This is a genomic window from Streptomyces sp. NPDC003011 (genome assembly GCF_053591515.1).
In genome coordinates this window covers 38,995-55,617 of the sequence record NZ_JBSFTY010000021.1, presented here as the reverse complement: position 1 = coordinate 55,617, position 16,623 = coordinate 38,995, and the positions used below count along the sequence as shown (strand labels likewise).

Here is a 16,623-nt window from a genome sequence, read left to right as displayed (position 1 = left end):
CCACCCCTTAAGAAAGGGCCGAAGATGACTGCCACAACCGCGGCCTCCCCCAAGGGCCGGCGCCGAGACGGGCCGACGGGCCCTGGGCGCGGCGGCACGCGCCACCGCCGGTCGGCAGGGCCACTGTTCGTCGCCCCGTTCATGGTGCTGTTCCTCCTGCTCTTCCTCGCTCCCCTCGGCTACGCCGCCTACCTCAGCCTCTACCAGGAACGCCTCATCGGCGGAACGGTGTTCGTCGGGCTCGACAACTACATCCAGGCCCTGGGTGACCCACTGCTCCTCCACGGTGTCGGACGCGTCGCCCTGTTCTTCGTGATCCAGGTCCCCCTGATGCTGTTGCTGGCGCTGCTGTTCGCTCTCGCGCTCGACAGTGGCCTGCTGCGGCTCGCCCGCGTGATCCGGCTGGGCATCTTCATCCCCTACGCCGTCCCGAGCGTGGTCGCCGCCCTCATGTGGGGCTACCTGTACGGACGCGACTTCGGCCCGTTCGCCCAGCTGAGCCGCACTCTCGACCTGCCGGCTCCCGGCTTCCTCACCGAGAGCTGGATGCTGGGCAGTCTGGCGAACATCGTGACCTGGGAGTTCGTCGGCTACAACATGATCATCCTGTACGCCGCCCTGCGCACCATTCCCCAGGAGCTGTACGAGGCGGCCGCGATGGACGGGGCGGGCGCCTGGCGGGTCGCGTGGTCGATCAAGCTGCCGTCGCTCCGGCCGACACTCATGCTCACCCTGCTGTTCTCGGTGATCGGCAGCTTCCAGCTGTTCAACGAACCCAAGTTGCTGATGAGCGTCGCCCCGGACGTCATCAGCAGCTCCTACACCGCCAACCTCTACGCCTACTCACTCGCTTTCACCGGCCAGCAGGTCAACTACGCGGCCACGGTGTCCTTCCTCCTCGGCCTCGTCATCGTGATCGTCTCCTACGCCGTCCTGCTCACCGCGAACCGCAGGAGGACCACGTGACGACCACCGCGCCGACGGCCACCCTCACCACTCCGGCCGAGCCCGCCGCCGGAGTCTCGCGGAGGAGACGCCGGCCGAAGGCTCACCGCAGCACCCCGCTGACGATCGCCATGCTGGCGGTGCTGGCCTACTTCCTGCTCCCGCTGCTGTGGCTGCTGGTCGCCTCGACCAAGAGCACCCAGGACCTGTTCAACACGTTCGGTCTGTGGTTCTCCGAAGCCCCGCAGCTGCTGACGAACGTCAAGGCGACCTTCACCCAGGACGACGGCGTCTTCGTGCGCTGGCTGCTCAACACGGCCGTGTACGCCGGTGTCAGCGCCTTCGGCGCCGCGCTGCTCGCGGCAGCCGCCGGATACGGGTTCGCCAAGTTCCGTTTCCGCGGTGACCGGGCCGCCTTCAACCTCGTGGTGGGCGCCGTCATGGTCCCGGCCACCGCCCTCGCGATCCCGACGTACCTGCTCTTCGCGAAAGCCGGCCTGGTCAACACCCCCTGGGCGATCATCCTGCCCTCCCTGGTCAACCCGTTCGGCCTCTACCTCATGCGGGTGTACGCCGAGGACGCCGTCCCGGACAGCATTCTCGAGGCCGCCCGCATCGACGGGGCGGGCGAGGTGCGGATCTTCTTCCGGATCGTTCTCAGGCTGCTCGGCCCCGGCCTCGTGACGGTCCTGCTGTTCACGCTGGTGGCGACCTGGAACAACTACTTCCTGCCGCTGATCATGCTCAACGACCCGAACCTGTACCCGATCACGGTCGGACTCTCCTCCTGGGCAGCCCAGGCCCAGAACGGCGGAGCCGGTGCCAGCAGCGACATGCTCGCCCTCGTCGTGACCGGCTCCCTGATCTCGATCATCCCGCTCGTCGCGGCCTTCCTGCTGCTCCAGCGGTACTGGCAGAGCGGCCTCGCCTCCGGCGGCGTCAAGCAGTAGCGCGCACTCCCCACACCACTCCTGGCTTCTCGGAGGTTTTCCCCCATGGCGGCTCTGCCTGCCCGTGTCCTGTTCGGCGCCGCGTACTACCACGAGTACACGCCCGCCTACGACCCCGAACTGCGGCCCGACGAACGGCTCAAGACCGACCTCGACCTGATGGCCGAGGCGAACTTCACCGTGATCCGGGTCGGCGAGTCGACCTGGTCGACCTGGGAGCCCACGAGCGGACGGTTCGACCTCGACTGGCTCCAGCCCGTCCTCGACGGCGCCCACGAGCGCGGCATCTCCGTCATCATCGGTACGCCGACGTACGCCGCGCCGCTGTGGCTCGCCCGCCAGTACCCGGAGATCACCGCCGAGCGGCGCACCGGCGAGCGCCTCGGCTGGGGCGCCCGCCAGGAGATCGACTTCACCCACCCCGCGTTCCGGTTCCACGCCGAGCGGGTGATCCGCAAGATGGTGGCCCGGTACGCCGACCACCCGGCGGTCATCGGCTGGCAGGTGGACAACGAACCCGGCCTGCACCTCCTGCACAACCGCGGTGTCTTCCAGCGCTTCGTGGACCACCTGCGGGAGAAGTACGGCGACGTCGAGACCCTGAACCGCGAGTGGGGCCTGGTCTACTGGTCGCACCGCCTCTCCACCTGGGCCGACCTGTGGACCCCGGACGGCAACGAACAGCCCCAGTACGACGTCGCCTGGCGCGAGTTCCAGGCCCGCCAGGTCACCGAGTTCATCGGCTGGCAGGCCGACATCGTCCGCGAGTACACCCGCCCCGGGCAGTTCGTCACCACCTGCATCTCCTACACCCGCCAAGGGGTGGAGGACGACGAGATGACGGACCGCCTCGACATCGCGTCGGGCAACCCGTACTACGACATGCAGGACGGCCTGCTGCTGCCCGACCCCACCCCCGACACCCACGAGCAGAAGTGGAAGACCACCGGGGTGTGGTCGATGTACCAGACGGCGGACTGGATGTTCTCCTCCCGCCAGGAACCGTTCCTGGTCACCGAGACCAACGCGCAGAGCATCGGGTTCGCGTGGGACAACCGGCCCGGCTACGACGGACAGTGGCGGCAGGCCGCCTGGGCGCACGTCGCGCGCGGGGCCCGCATGATCGAGTACTGGCAGTGGCAGACCCTGCGCTTCGGCGCCGAGACGTACTGGGGCGGCGTCCTGCCGCACAGCGGACAGCCCGGCCGTACCTATGCCGAGATCGCCCGGCTCGGCGCGGAGTTCGAGGCCGCCGGGCCGCTCGTCGCCGGGCTGGAGCCGGATGCCGACATCACGATGGTCTACTCGATGCCGAGCAAGTGGCTGATGCAGAAGTACCCGCCGCTCGCGACCGCCGACGGCGAGCCGGACCCCACCGCCTACCACCGCATCTTCGACCCCTTCTACCGCGGCGCGTTCGACGCCGGCCGCCAGGTCCGCATCGTCCACGCCCGCCAGCTGCACGACCCGCGCGGCGTGGGGGTCCCCCCGGCCGAAGGCTGGGGGAGGGAGGGCCTGACGCCCGAGGAGGCCGTACGCCGCCACCCCGTCCTCGTCGCCCCGGCCCTGTACGTCGTCGACGACACCACACTCGACTGGCTGGAGGCCTACGCCCGGGCGGGCGGCCACCTGGTCCTCGGCCCGCGCACCGCCTACGCCGACCACGAGGCCCGGGCCCGGCTCACCCCGGCCCCCGGACGCCTCGCCGACGCCGCGGGCGTCACGTACGACGAGTTCGGCAACCTCCACCGGGACATCCCGCTGCGCCGCACCCCCGACAGCCCGCTGCCGGTGCCGGAGGGTGCCACCGCGACGCGGTGGATCGAGGGCCTGACCGTCACCGACGCCGAGGTGCTCGCCGGGTACGACCACCCGCACTTCGGCCGCTGGCCGGCGGTCACCACCCGCCGCCACGGCGCGGGCCGCGTCACCTGCGTCGGCACGGTGCCGGGCCGCGACCTCGCCCGGACGCTCGCCCAGTGGCTCGCGCCCGCCGCGTGCAGCGCGTGGCTGGACCTCCCCGAGTCGGTCACCGCGACGACCGGTACCTCTCCCGACGGCCGTCGGGTCCACATCGTCCACAACTGGAGCTGGGAGTCCGCGAGCGTCACCGCCCCGGTCGACCTCTCCGACGTTCTGGACGGCACGTCCGTCTCCGCCGGCACAGCGCTGAGCCTCGGCCCGTGGGACGTACGCGTGCTCGTCTCCGTAGCACCGTGATCGAAGAAGGAGAGCAATGCGAAGAAGACTGGCAGCAAAGGCGCTGGGCAGTTCCATCGCGGCCGCCGCACTACTGGCCGGATCCATGGCCGGTGCGCAGGCGTACAACCCGACGGGCGGGACCCTGTACCAGCTCGGCAGCGAGCCGTGTCTGAAGGGGCGGGGGAACTGCGCGGTCTACCCGAAGTCGGCGCAGCTGCCGAGCGGACGTCTGGTCGCGTCGTTCGAGAAGTCGACGGTCGTGACGGCGTCGGGCAGCGCGGACGGGCAGACCCTCCCGGTCTACAAGAGCGACGACCACGGAACGTCGTGGCAGCCGCTGTCGGAGGTCAAGGCTCCCGCGTACCTCTCCAGCGACGCCAAGTACGCGAAGTACACGAGCAACTGGACCAACCCGTACCTCTACACGCTGCCGCAGGACGTCGGGAACCTGAAGCAGGGCACGCTGCTGCTCGCCAGTGTCGTGTCGGGTGACGACTACTACTACAAGGAGCACAAGGCGGCCGACCCGAACTGGACGCCGTCCAACGACGGGGACCGCAAGGACCTGGCGATCGCCCTGTACTCCAGCACCGACGAAGGCGCGACGTGGAAGGTCGTCAACATCGTCGCGACGGGCGGCTGGCAGGGCGGCAGCGCGGGCGCGACCGGCCAGAACATCGCGAACGCGAACACCACCAAGCAGGTGGATCCCCTCTGGGAGCCGTACCTGATGGTCTACAAGGGCAAGCTCGTCTGCTACTACTCGGACGAGAACGACTACATCGGCTTCAACGCCACCACCGGCGTCCCGACGCTGGACCCCGCGAACGACACCGCCACGGATTCGCACGGCCAGATCCTCGCCCACAAGACCTGGGACGGCGCCAGTGCCGCGTGGAGCGCCCCCGTCGTCGACGTCGCCGGGCTGACCCAGAACATGGGCGGCGGGAAGACGGAGATCGGCGGCGGACGGCCGGGCATGACGAACGTCGTCCGCACGACGGACGGCAAGTGGATGCTCCCGTTCGAGTACTGGGCCGGCGGAGCCAACACCCGGTACGTGCTCGCCGACAACCCGCTGGAGTTCTACCGCGGCTCCGCCACCGGCACGGACGTCGCCTCTCTGCCGGTCGACTCCGGTTCCCGTCCTCTCGCGAGAAACGGCAGTCCGGTGATCATCAGGCTTCCCGGTGGCAGCCTGGTGTACAACGCGGCCGGCAGCGGCAACGTCTGGGTCAACGAGAGCGGACGCAGCGACGGCACGTGGAAGGAGTACCAGACGACCTCACCGGCCGGTTACAGCCGCAACCTGCAGTACGTCGAGGGCACCGGCCGCATCGCGATACTCAACAACCAGGGCACCTCCACGATCGCCTACGCGGAGGTCGACCTCGGTCATTCGGACGGCGCCTACTACCAGGTGGTGAACCGCAAGACCGACCAGGTGATCGGCACCGGGAACAAGACCAACGACGCGAACATCGGCAACGGGGACGTACCCGATGTCCGGCTGGAGGCCCCGGGCTCGGCGGCGAACGCGGACACCCAGTTCTGGCACGTGGTGACCGAGCCGAAGGGCGGCACGACCCTGCTGAACAAGTCGGGCGGCCGCGCGGCGGCCATCTGGACGGGGAACGCCACGGTCGGCCAGAAGATCGGCCAGTGGGTCGACAACAGCGCCACCGGCAGCTGGAACCTCGTCAAGACCAGCGACGGGTTCTACAAGCTACAGTCCGTCAAGAACACCAGCCTGTACCTGACCGGTGCGACCGCCGGCGCGCAGCTGACCCTGCAGACCGCGCTCACGGACGGCTCACAGGACTGGGAGCTCGTCCAGTAGGAACGTCCGGCGGCGTACTCGCACGCTGTCTAGGCACGGGGACCTCCCCTGGAAGCGTTGAAAGTCACGTCCCGCCCGGCCTTGTTTTCCGGCCTCGAACAGTTATCGTATGCGATCACCCGAAGTACCGCTCTCGGGTGATCGCATGCAAAGCCGGGGCCTGGCGTCCACCGCCAGGCCCCTCACCTTAATCCGTCAAGTCGAACAACGTTCGGGATTACGAACGAGTACGGGCTAGCCGCCAGCATGAACTTCTCACCAGAAGGACGGCCGTTGTGACCACAGACCGCGATGACCTCGCACATCTCGAACCCTGCGTCGTGGGAGTCGACTTCGGCACCCTGTCCGGGCGGGCCGTGGTGGTCCGTGTCCGCGACGGGGCGGAGCTGGGGACGGCAGAACACGCGTACGCCCACGCGGTCCTGGACCGGGAGCTCCCCGACGGCACCAGGCTGCCGCCCGACTGGGCGCTCCAGGTGCCGTCCGACTACATCGACGTCCTGCGCACCGCCGTGCCTGAGGCGCTGGCCCGTGCCGGAGTGCGGCCGGAGCAGGTGATCGGCATCGGCACGGACTTCACCGCCTGCACGGTGCTGCCGGTCCTCGCCGACGGCACCCCCTTGTGCGAACTGCCCGGCCTCGCCGGCCGGCCGCACGCCTACGTCAAGCTGTGGCGCCACCACGCCGCCCAGGGCCACGCGGACCGGATCAACGCACTCGCGGCGGAGCGCAAGGAGCCGTGGCTGGCGCGGTACGGCGGGAAGATCTCCTCGGAATGGGAGTTCGCCAAGGCACTGCAGCTGCTGGAGGAGGATCCGGAGGTCTACGGCCGCACCGAGCGGTGGGTCGAGGCGGCGGACTGGATCGTGTGGCGGCTGTGCGGAACGTACGTCCGCAACGCCTGCACCGCCGGCTACAAGGGCCAGTTGCAGAACGGCGCGTACCCCTCCCGCGACTACCTCGCGGCACTGAACCCGGACTTCGCCGGTTTCGTGGCCGACAAACTGGACCAGCCGATCGGCGAGCTGGGCGAGCCGGCCGGGACGCTGACGGCCGAGGCCGCCGCCTGGACGGGACTGCCCGAGGGCATCACGGTGTGCGTGGGCAACGTCGACGCCCATGTGACGGCGCCCGCGGCGGCGGCCGTGGAGCCGGGGCAGATGGTCGCCATCATGGGCACCTCGACCTGCCATGTCATGAGCTCGGACCAGCAGGCCGAGGTACCGGGCATGTGCGGGGTCGTGGACGGCGGCATCCTGCCGGGACTGTGGGGCTACGAGGCCGGACAGAGCGGCGTCGGCGACATCTTCGGCTGGTTCGTCCGCACCGGGTTCCCCGCGTCGTACGCCCAGGAAGCCGCCGCGCTGGGCCGTGACGCGCACGAACACCTGACGGCCCTCGCGGCCGAGCAGAAAGTGGGGGAGCACGGGCTGATCGCCCTGGACTGGCACAGCGGCAACCGTTCCGTCCTGGTCGACCACGACCTCAGCGGCGTGCTGGTCGGCCTGACGCTGTCCACCCGCCCGGAAGACGTCTACCGGGCACTGCTGGAAGCCACCGCCTTCGGCACCCGCACCATCATCGAGGCCTTCGAGACGGCCGGCGTGCCGGTGACCGAACTCGTCATCGCGGGCGGCCTGACCAAGAACACCCTGCTCATGCAGATCTACGCCGATGTCACCCGCCGTCCGCTCAGCGTCATCGGCTCCGCCCAGGGCCCCGCTCTCGGGGCCGCCATGCACGCCGCGGTCGCCGCCGGCGGGTACCGCGACATCGGTGCCGCGGCCGCCGCGATGGGCAAGGTCCACCGCGGCGTGTACCAGCCCGACCCCGAACGGGCCGGGGACTACGACCGCCTGTACGCCGAGTACCGGCTGCTGCACGACTACTTCGGCCGCGGCGCCAACGACGTCATGCACCGCCTGCGCCGCCTCCGCGCCGAAGCGTCCGCCTGAGCGCCACGCACCACCGCCCCCCAAGGCTCCCCCCGCCAGACACGAAAGACAGGTCCCCGTCATGACCACACCAGCCTCGACCAACGACCACCAGGAGATCTGGTTCCTCACCGGCAGCCAGGCTCTGTACGGCGACGAGACCCTCCAGCAGGTCGCCCACCAGTCCCGGCAGATCGCCGAGCGCCTCGACGCCGCGCCCGAGGTTCCCCTGCGCATCGTGTGGAAGCCGGTCCTCACCGACGCCGAGTCGATCCGCCGCCTGTGCCTGGAGGCCAACACTTCCGACCGGTGCGCGGGCGTGATCCTGTGGATGCACACCTTCTCCCCGGCGAAGATGTGGATCGCCGGACTCAGCGCCCTGGACCGGCCCGTGCTGCACCTGCACACCCAGTACAACCTGTCGCTGCCCTGGCCGAGCATCGACATGAACTTCATGAACCTGAACCAGGCCGCCCACGGTGACCGCGAGTTCGCGCACATCGAGCAACGGCTCGGTATCACCCGCAAGGTCGTCGCCGGTCACGCGACCGACCCCCGCGTCGTGGGGCGCGTCGCAGCCTGGGCCCGGGCCGCCGTCGGCCGGCAGGAGGCACGCACCCTGCGCCTGGCGCGCTTCGGCGACAACATGCGGGACGTCGCCGTCACCGAAGGCGACAAGGTCGAGGCGCAGATGCGGTTCGGTTTCTCCGTGAACACCTACGGCGTGAACGACCTGGTCGCCGTCGTCGACACCGTCGAGGACAAGGCCGCCGCCGAACTCGCCGGCGAGTACCTCGAGTCCTACGACATGGTGCCGGCCCTGCGTCCCGGTGGCATCCGCCACGACTCCCTGTTGTACGCCGCCCGACTGGAGCTCGGCCTGCGTGCTTTCCTCACCGAGGGCGGATTCACCGCCTTCACCACCAACTTCGAGGACCTGGGCGGCCTGCGGCAGCTGCCCGGCCTGGCCGTGCAACGCCTGATGGCCGACGGCTACGGCTTCGGCGGCGAAGGCGACTGGAAGACCTCCGCCCTGCTGCGCACCATGAAGGCCATGGGCCTCGGCCGGCCCGGCGGGACCAGCTTCATGGAGGACTACACCTACCACCTCGGCCCGGGCACCCCGCGCATCCTCGGCGCCCACATGCTGGAGGTCTGCCCGTCCATCGCCGCCGGCCGCCCCCGCTGCGAGATCCACCCCCTGTCCATCGGCGGCCGCGAGGACCCGGTCCGTCTGGTCTTCGACGCAGCCCCCGGCCCGGCGGTGGTCGTCGGCCTGTCCGACCTGGGTGACCGCTTCCGGCTCACCGCCAACACCGTGGACGTCGTCGCGCCCAGCGAACCCCTGCGCCGCCTGCCCGTGGCGCACGCCGTGTGGAAGCCCCGCCCCTCCCTGGCCGAGTCCGCCGAGAGCTGGCTGCTCGCCGGCGCCCCGCACCACACCGTCCTCAGCTCCGCCGTGGACAGCGAGACACTCACCGACTTCGCGGAGATGACCGGCGTCGAACTGCTCATCATCGACGAGAACACCACGACCGCGCAGTTCACCAAGGAACTCCGGTGGAACGCCGCCTATCACCGTCTCGCCCAGGCCCTGTGACCGCCGGTACGAGGAGAACACCGATGACCACGAGTGTCCGCGACGGTCTGCGGCAAGAGGTACTGGACGCCAACCTCGCCATCCCCCAGGTCGGCCTCGCCACCCTGACGTGGGGCAATGTGAGCGGAGTCGACCGGGACGCGGGGGTCTTCGTCATCAAGCCCTCCGGAGTCGCCTACGAGGACCTCACCCTCGACGACCTGGTGACGGTCCGCCTGTCCGACGGAGCGGTCGTCGCGGGCGACCTGCGCCCCTCCACCGACACCGAGACCCACCGCTGCCTCTACCTCGCCTTCCCCTCCATCGGCGGCGTGACCCACACCCACTCCACTCACGCGGTGGCCTTCGCCCAGGCGCGCCGTGAGATACCGGTGCTGGGCACCACCCACGCCGACACCTTCAACGGCCCCGTCCCCTGCACCCCCGACCTCACCGCCGAGCAGTGCGCCGAGGACTACGAGTACAACACCGGCCGCGTCATCGTGGACCTGCTGAAAGAGGACGACCAGAAGGCGGCCGAGGTCCCCGGTGCCCTCGTCGCGGGCCACGGCCCCTTCACCTGGGGTGCCACCGCCCGCAAGTCCCTCGAACACGCCATCGTCTGCGAGGCCGTCGCCGACATCGCCCTCCACACGTTCGCACTGGGCCCCACCGCCCCGCCGCCCCAGCACCTGCTGGACCGTCATTACACCCGCAAACACGGTCCCGACGCCTACTACGGGAACCCGTGAGGCCACGCCGTACCCTGCCGTCCCGACGGTGTTCGCCAGCGGGTCTGCCGACTTCGGCAGACCCGCTGGACGCGCTGGTGACACGGGGTGGCCGGGACGGCGTCTTCAGTCCGGCCTGGCGGAAGTGTCCGTGTCGGGGTCGGCCTGCGGGGCGGGCGGTGTCGTGAAGGAGAGACCGGAGAAGTCGCGGCCCTGGAGCACCGGCCCCGCGAAATGTCCGCCGCTGATCTCGTTGTGGACGTCGCCGGTCCGCAGCGACTCGGCCCGTTCGTGCCACCGCAGCAGACTCGCCCGGAAGCCCGTGTCCAGCGCCGCCCGCGCCGCGAGCGCCGAACTCAGCGCCTGTGCCCGCGCCGTGTCGTCCGGGGCCTGCGCCAGGTGGGCCAGCTCCGCCTCCCCCGGACTCACCGCGGGATCCTGTGCGTCGCCGTCCCGCCGGAACGGGCGTCGTACCAGTGAGACCAGCCCCGTCCAGGCCTGTCGGCCGGCCTCGCCACCGGCTCCCCCCGCCAGCGCCGCCAGCAGTGCCACCGATATCGGCTCCAACCTCCGCACCGCCCTTTCGTGTCCGATGGGTGGGGCGGCGGCGAGTGCCGCCACCCCGGCGCGTCGACCGGCCCTCAGAGGGCCTTCATCATGATGCATCGGTCCGGGCTGTCCGCTGCGGTCGAGGTGGGCTCGGCCGCAGCGGCTATTGGCGCGTTCACGCCAAAGAAACCGAGAGTGGCGGCGAGGCCGGCTCCGATGGTCAGCCGACGCAATGTGCTCACGTGAATGATGTCCCTCCGTGATCGTTCTGATGGGGCGGAGGGAAAGATACACGGGAGTAGGCCGTGAGTTCTAATTGAACAACATTCATTGGTTGCGGATTGAATCACCCCCGGGTGCATCCCGTGCCGGTAACGCCTGGACCTCGAAGGCGTCACTTACCGCCGCCAGTCGTATCTCCGTCAAAGCGATGTCGGCCTTCTCTTTCTCATCGGCGTCATGCGTACGCTCGGCCAGAGAAATGGCGGCTTGCAGGTGCCGCCCCGCGGAGTCGAGCCGGCCGGCGTCGACATGGGCCTGTCCGATGCGGCGCAGGGCCTGGATCTCCTGGTGGGCCGCGCCGATCACGCGGGCGATGTCAAGGGCGTCCCCGAGGTGTCGCACGGCCTTCTCGGTGTCACCTGCTTTTCGGTGCGCCTCTCCCAGGCCGATCAGAGTGTCGGCTTGGCTCTTTCGGTCGCCGAGTTCCCGGAATTCCGCGAGAGTTTCTTGATAGAGGGGGAGCGCGGCGGCGATGTCGCCCGATTCTGTGAGGGCGTCGGCCAGGCTGCCGCGTACCGTGGCGCGGTCGTAGCGGTTGCCGGAATGCTCAAGAAAACGCAGCGAATCCTCGAACGAGCGGCGGGCGGATTCCAGGTTTCCGCGGCGCATGTAAAGGTCGCCGATGTTGTTGAGCGTCTTGCCGAGGGCCGCGTGATCGCCCGCCTCGGTGAATCCGCTGAGTGATTTCTCGAAGTGTTCGAGTGCGCGGTCGTACTCACCGAGAAACAGCAGGGTGACCGCCATGTTGTTGTGCAGGCGCGCGCGGTCCAGAGGGTCTCCGGAATGCGCGGTGAGGGCGAACGACTTCTGGAAGAGGACGAGAGCGGCTCGATGGTCGCCGAGGTGCCAGTTCAGGGTGCCGAGCGTGCGCAGCACCTCGGCCTCCGCCTCCGTGTCCCCCGTCGCCCGGGCGATCCGCAGGGCCTGGTCGCCGCTCTCGGCGGCCTCCGGGTAGCGCGCGGTGTGTGCGTGGACGGCGCTGAGGTGGAGCAGGGCGCGGCACAGCGCGGCCTGTTCGCCGGTCCGCCTCCAGTGGTCGACGGCGGGCTGAAGGACGGTGCGGGCATCGTGCCAGTGGCATTCCTCGTTGAGGAAACCGGCCATGGCGTAGGCGAGCCGGGCGGCGGTCCCGGGGTGGCCCTGACCGCGGGCGAGGCGCTCCGTCGCCAGCAGGTTCGGGCGTTCGGCGGCCAGCCAGGACCGTGCGGCCTGTGCGTCGGGGACGTGGGGCAGCGGGGCGCGGACCTGGTCTCGCGGCGGGGCGGGCCTGGTGCGACGGGGGTACGCGAGGCGGTCGGCGTGGTCGGCGGCGTCGACGTAGAAGTCCATGAGGCGCTGGAGGACGCCGGCGCGGTCCCCGTCGGTGTCGTCGGCGAGGGTCCTGGAGTGGCCGTACTCGCGCAGCAGGTCGTGGAACCGGTACCGGTCCGGGGCCGGTTCGCGGAGCACATGGCAGGCCAGCAGCGACTCCAGCACGCGTTCCGCGGCGGCCGGCGGCAGGCCGAGTGAGGCGGCGGCCGAGTCCGTCGTGAAGTCCGGACCGGGGTGCAGGCTGAGACGCCGGAACGCGGTGCGCTGCCCTTCCGTGAGGGTCTCGTACGTCAGGTCGAAAGCCCGCACCATCTCCTGTTCGGCGTCCCGTATCTCGCCCAGGCGGCCCTCGGCGCGGGCCAGGCGGTCGGCGAGCGTGGTGAGCGTCCAGGACGGATGGGCACGGAAGCGGCTCGCGACCAGCTCGATCGCGAGAGGGCCGCATAATCGAACAATTCGGGCGGTGTCCTGGACGTTGAGCGTGCGTTCCTCGCCGGCGAACGAGCGGAACAGGGCGATGGCGTCATCGGCCGGCAGCACGTCGAGCGGGATGTGCCGGGCGTGTGGCAGACCGGTCAGATGGCGCCGGCTCGTGATGATCGTCAGGGAGGCGGAGCCGCCCGGCAGCAGCGGGCGGATCTGGTCCGTGCTCACCGCGTCGTCCAGCACGATCACGGCCCGTCGCCGGGCCAGCATGGTCCGCCACAGCGCGGTTCGGCCCTCCAGCTCGACCGGGATGGTCTCCGCGGGCGTGCCGAGCAGTCGCAGCAGTGTGGACAGGGCCGCGCCGGGACCGAGTGGTTCACCGACGGGGGAGTGGCCACGCAGGTCCACGTACAGCTGGGCATCGGGGAACCGCTCGGCGAGCCGGTGCGCGCCGTGCACGGCCACGGCGGTCTTGCCCACCCCGGCCATGCCGCTGACGGTGCTGACGGACTCCAGGCTGATGACCGTGCCGTCCTTCGACGCCGCCTCGACCGCGGCGCCGAGGTCCCGCAGCTCCGCGCGACGACCGATCAGCGGGGGCTGATACGGCAGGTTCCTCGGCGGGGGCGGGGGCGGGGGCGGGGGCGGGGGCGAGGGCGGGGGCGGAGGCGAAGGTGAAGGCGACGGCGACGGCGAAGGTGGGGGCGGCGGAGCCGCGGCCGGGCGGGGTGCGGGCGTCCGGCCCCGGACGAGATCGGCGGCCGGTACACGGTCGAGGATCCCGCGGTGGATGCGGTTCAGCTCCGCGCCCGGGCGACTGCCGTACTGCGTCATCAGGAGCTGACGGGTCTGCTGATGCACCCGCAGCGCGTCGGTGTACCGGTCGCTGCCGTAGTACGCCAGCATCAGCTGACCCGCCAGCGTCTCGTCGCCCGGATGGCGCTCGACGAGGGCGGACAGGTCGGCGCACACCTCCGTGAACCGGCCCAGCCGGAGCAGGGCGCCGATCCGGGAGACGGCGGCGCCGAGCCGCCGTTCCTCCAGCGTCCGGCGCACGGTCCCGGCCCACAGGCCGGGCAGCCCCGCCAACGCCTCGCCCCGCCACAGGCGTTCGGCGCGGTCGAGGAGGGCGGCCGACCGCTCGTCGTCACCGTCCGCCGCGACGGCCCCGGCCCGTGCCACCAGATGCCGGAACCGGTGCCAGTCGACGGATTCCGGGGTGGCCTCCAACGTGTAGGTGTGCGCGCGGCTCATGATGCGCGGCGCGCTCGCGGAGGACGGGTCGGCCAGCCGCAGCCGCCGGCGGAGCCGCGAGACATAGCTGTGCGCGTTCTCGCGGGCGTGCGGCGGCGGTTCGCCGTCCCAGAGCCGGTCCGTGAGCATGCCCAGCGCGACCGGCCGGCCCACGTCGAGCGCCAGGAGGGCGAGGAGGGCCCGCTCCTTGTCCGAGCCGAGCTCCACCCGCTGACCGTCCACCCGGAGACCCACCGGGCCCAGTACCAGGAATTCCACCAGCGCCTCCCGCTGGTCCGGCCATGTCGACGAACATGGCAGAGGGAAGGGACCTGTCATGGAGCGATGAGCATGACAGGGAGTGAAGGGTGTTTCCAGGGACGGCCGCGTGCTGGCTGAATCGTTTCTCAGCGGGGTGTCCGACGTCCTCTGCCTGCATCGTCCGGGGAGCGGCGGGGGTAGGACTGCCTTGATCGAGGGAGTGGGCAACCGGTCGGAGGGGGACGAGCGGTATGGGTGAGGCGCGGAAGGACGACCTGGGAAGACAGAGCGGCAACACCATCGGCGGCTCCGCCCGGTTCTACGGTCCCACCGTCCAGGCCCGTGACATCCGCGGCGGTATCCAGGTCCAGACCGCCCCGCCACCGCCTCCGCCGACACCACGCCAACTGCTGCCCGTACCACCGCACTTCACCGACCGGCACGACGAACTGGCCGCCCTGGACCGGCTGCTCACGCGGCACGCGGACCCCGGTTCCCGCCAGCCGCTGATCGTGGTCAACGGCCCGGCCGGCATCGGCAAGACCAGCCTGGTCTCCCGATGGCTGCGGCACCACGCATCCGCCTTCCCCGACGGGCAGGTGTACGCCGATCTGCGCGGTCACGGGGCGGACGGGCCGGCGGCCCCGGGCGAGATCCTCGGCCGGTTCGTGCGGGCGCTCGGTGCCTGGGCGGTGCCCGACGACCTGGCGGAGCAGGCGTCACTGTGGCGGTCCGTCACCGCGGACCTGCGGATCGCGGTCATGCTGGACAACGCCTTCACCGCGGCACAGATCCGGCCGTTGTTACCGGGCGGTCCCGGTGGCCTGGTCGTCGTGACCAGCCGCCACAGGCTGACGGGCCTGCGCCTGGACGGAGCGGAGTTCCACCGGTTGCGGGCGCTCGGTCCCGCCGCCGGGGTGGAGCTGTTCATCCGGGGCGTCGGCGAGGGCAGGGTGTCCGGCGAACTGCCCGCGGTCCGCCAGGTGGTGAACCTCTGCGCCGGCCTGCCCCTCGCGGTCTGCCTCGCTTCCGCCCGGCTCGCCGCCCGCCCCGGACAGCCCGTCGCCGCACTGGCGGACGCGCTCGCACCGGATGCCGGCCGGCTGGCCGCGCTGGAAGTCGAGGGGGAGGCGACCGTGGGCAAGGCACTGGACGCGTCGTACGCGGTGCTGACATCGGAGGCCGCCCGGATGTACCGGGCGCTCGGCCTGCTGCCCCTGCCCGACGTCGACTCCCGCACGGCCGCCGCGGCCTGCGCGCAGTCCCTGGAATGGGCCGAACGCCGACTGGACGAACTCGTCGAGGCCAATGTGCTGGAGGACATCGGCCCGGACGCGTTCCGCTTCCACGACCTGGTCCGGGTCCACGCGCGCGACCGGGCGATGGCGACCGACACCGAGGCGGACCGTGAACGGACGCTGCGGCGGGTCGCCGACTGGTACGTCCAGACGGCGACCGAGGCCCAGCGCCGCATCACCCCCATCCAGTTCACCCTGCCGCGCACCTACGCGCACCCGTCCCCGCTGCCCGCTCCCTTCACCGACGACCGGGGCGCCCTCGGCTGGCTGGACGACCGGCGCACCCACCTCATGGCGGTCCTGCGCCTGGCCGCCGAGCGCGGCTGGCACGCCACCGCCTGGCAACTGGTGGACGCCATGTGGCCGTTGTTCCTCAGGATGCGCCACTACGACCTGTGGATCGAGGCCCACCGCATCGGCCTGGAAGCCGCCCGCAGCCACGGACACCGGGAGGCCGAACGGCAGATGCTCAACTCCGGGGCCATCGGTCTGAGCGCCGCCCGCCGGATCGACGAGGCCACCGCCTGGTACACGGCGTCCCTGTCCGCGGCCCGGGACGCCGGCGACGCACGCGACGAGGGGCAGGCGCTGCTCGGACTCGGCGGCTGCCACCACGAGGCGGGACGGTTCGCCGAAGCCGTCGCGCACCTGAACCGCGCGGCGGCGACCTGGGAGGAGTGCGGTTACCCGCGCGGGGTGGCCCTCGCCCGGATCGTCCTCGGCGAGATCGCCCTCGCCGAGCAGGACCCCGAGCGGGCCGTCGCCTGCTTCGCCCAGGCCCGGCAAGGGCTCCTGTCGGTGGCTGACCCGCACGACGCGGCGCGGGCCCTCGCCCTCCTCGGCCGGGCCCGGGCCCGGGCCGGCGACCACGCCACGGGTACCGCCCAACTGGGCGAGGCGCTCACGGTGTTCACCGCGTCCGGCGCCGTCCACTGGCAGGCACGCACCTTGGAGATGCTGGGCGACACGGCACGCGAACGGGGCGAGGACGCGGCAGCCGCGGAGTTCCACGCCCGCGCACTCGCCCTGTACGCGGCCACCAGCCCGGCGGACGCACGCCGGCTCCGGGGATCGTAGGCACC

10 protein-coding genes are annotated in these 16,623 nt (G+C 70.9%); 8 read left to right on the top strand and 2 right to left on the bottom strand.

What is annotated here, in order from left to right:
* Positions 1 to 24: 24 nt before the first annotated feature.
* From ACWD0J_RS13615 to araD, 7 genes are all read left to right on the top strand, one after another.
* Entirely contained in the window at positions 25 to 966 is a 942-nt protein-coding gene (locus ACWD0J_RS13615; protein ID WP_451495948.1) for a carbohydrate ABC transporter permease, read from the top strand.
* The gene (locus ACWD0J_RS13610) at positions 963 to 1,895 is read left to right on the top strand and encodes a carbohydrate ABC transporter permease (RefSeq protein WP_451495947.1); all 933 of its coding nucleotides are present in this window, start codon (positions 963 to 965) and stop codon (positions 1,893 to 1,895) included. Before ACWD0J_RS13615 ends, ACWD0J_RS13610 begins: the two co-directional genes overlap by 4 nt.
* Before the next feature lie 45 nt (positions 1,896 to 1,940).
* The gene (locus ACWD0J_RS13605) at positions 1,941 to 4,115 is read left to right on the top strand and encodes a beta-galactosidase (RefSeq protein WP_451495946.1); all 2,175 of its coding nucleotides are present in this window, start codon (positions 1,941 to 1,943) and stop codon (positions 4,113 to 4,115) included.
* A 16-nt stretch (positions 4,116 to 4,131) separates the two neighbouring features.
* Positions 4,132 to 5,937 carry an RICIN domain-containing protein gene (locus tag ACWD0J_RS13600; RefSeq protein WP_451495945.1) on the top strand — a complete coding sequence of 602 codons (1,806 nt, stop codon included), beginning with the start codon at positions 4,132 to 4,134 and terminating at the stop codon, positions 5,935 to 5,937.
* A gap of 275 nt (positions 5,938 to 6,212) precedes the next feature.
* Positions 6,213 to 7,892: a ribulokinase gene (araB, locus tag ACWD0J_RS13595; protein WP_451495944.1), complete on the top strand. Its 1,680-nt coding sequence runs from the start codon at positions 6,213 to 6,215 to the stop codon at positions 7,890 to 7,892.
* 61 nt (positions 7,893 to 7,953) lie between these two features.
* Positions 7,954 to 9,471, top strand: coding sequence for an L-arabinose isomerase (gene araA, locus ACWD0J_RS13590; protein ID WP_451495943.1), 1,518 nt, complete (start codon positions 7,954 to 7,956; stop codon positions 9,469 to 9,471).
* A 23-nt stretch (positions 9,472 to 9,494) separates the two neighbouring features.
* Positions 9,495 to 10,202: an L-ribulose-5-phosphate 4-epimerase AraD gene (gene araD, locus ACWD0J_RS13585; protein WP_451495942.1), complete on the top strand. Its 708-nt coding sequence runs from the start codon at positions 9,495 to 9,497 to the stop codon at positions 10,200 to 10,202.
* A gap of 105 nt (positions 10,203 to 10,307) precedes the next feature.
* Here the strand turns inward: araD and ACWD0J_RS13580 are convergent, their stop codons facing one another.
* Together ACWD0J_RS13580 and ACWD0J_RS13575 are read right to left on the bottom strand one after the other, a co-directional pair.
* On the bottom strand, positions 10,308 to 10,748 hold the full coding sequence (locus ACWD0J_RS13580; RefSeq protein WP_451495941.1) for a hypothetical protein: 441 nt from the start codon (positions 10,746 to 10,748) through the stop codon (positions 10,308 to 10,310).
* 309 nt (positions 10,749 to 11,057) lie between these two features.
* Complete coding sequence (locus tag ACWD0J_RS13575; RefSeq protein ID WP_451495940.1) at positions 11,058 to 14,321, bottom strand: AfsR/SARP family transcriptional regulator; 3,264 nt, start codon at positions 14,319 to 14,321, stop codon at positions 11,058 to 11,060.
* 173 nt (positions 14,322 to 14,494) lie between these two features.
* On the opposite strand from ACWD0J_RS13575, the gene ACWD0J_RS13570 reads away from it, so the two are divergent.
* Positions 14,495 to 16,618: a tetratricopeptide repeat protein gene (locus ACWD0J_RS13570; RefSeq protein ID WP_451495939.1), complete on the top strand. Its 2,124-nt coding sequence runs from the start codon at positions 14,495 to 14,497 to the stop codon at positions 16,616 to 16,618.
* Positions 16,619 to 16,623: the final 5 nt, after the last annotated feature.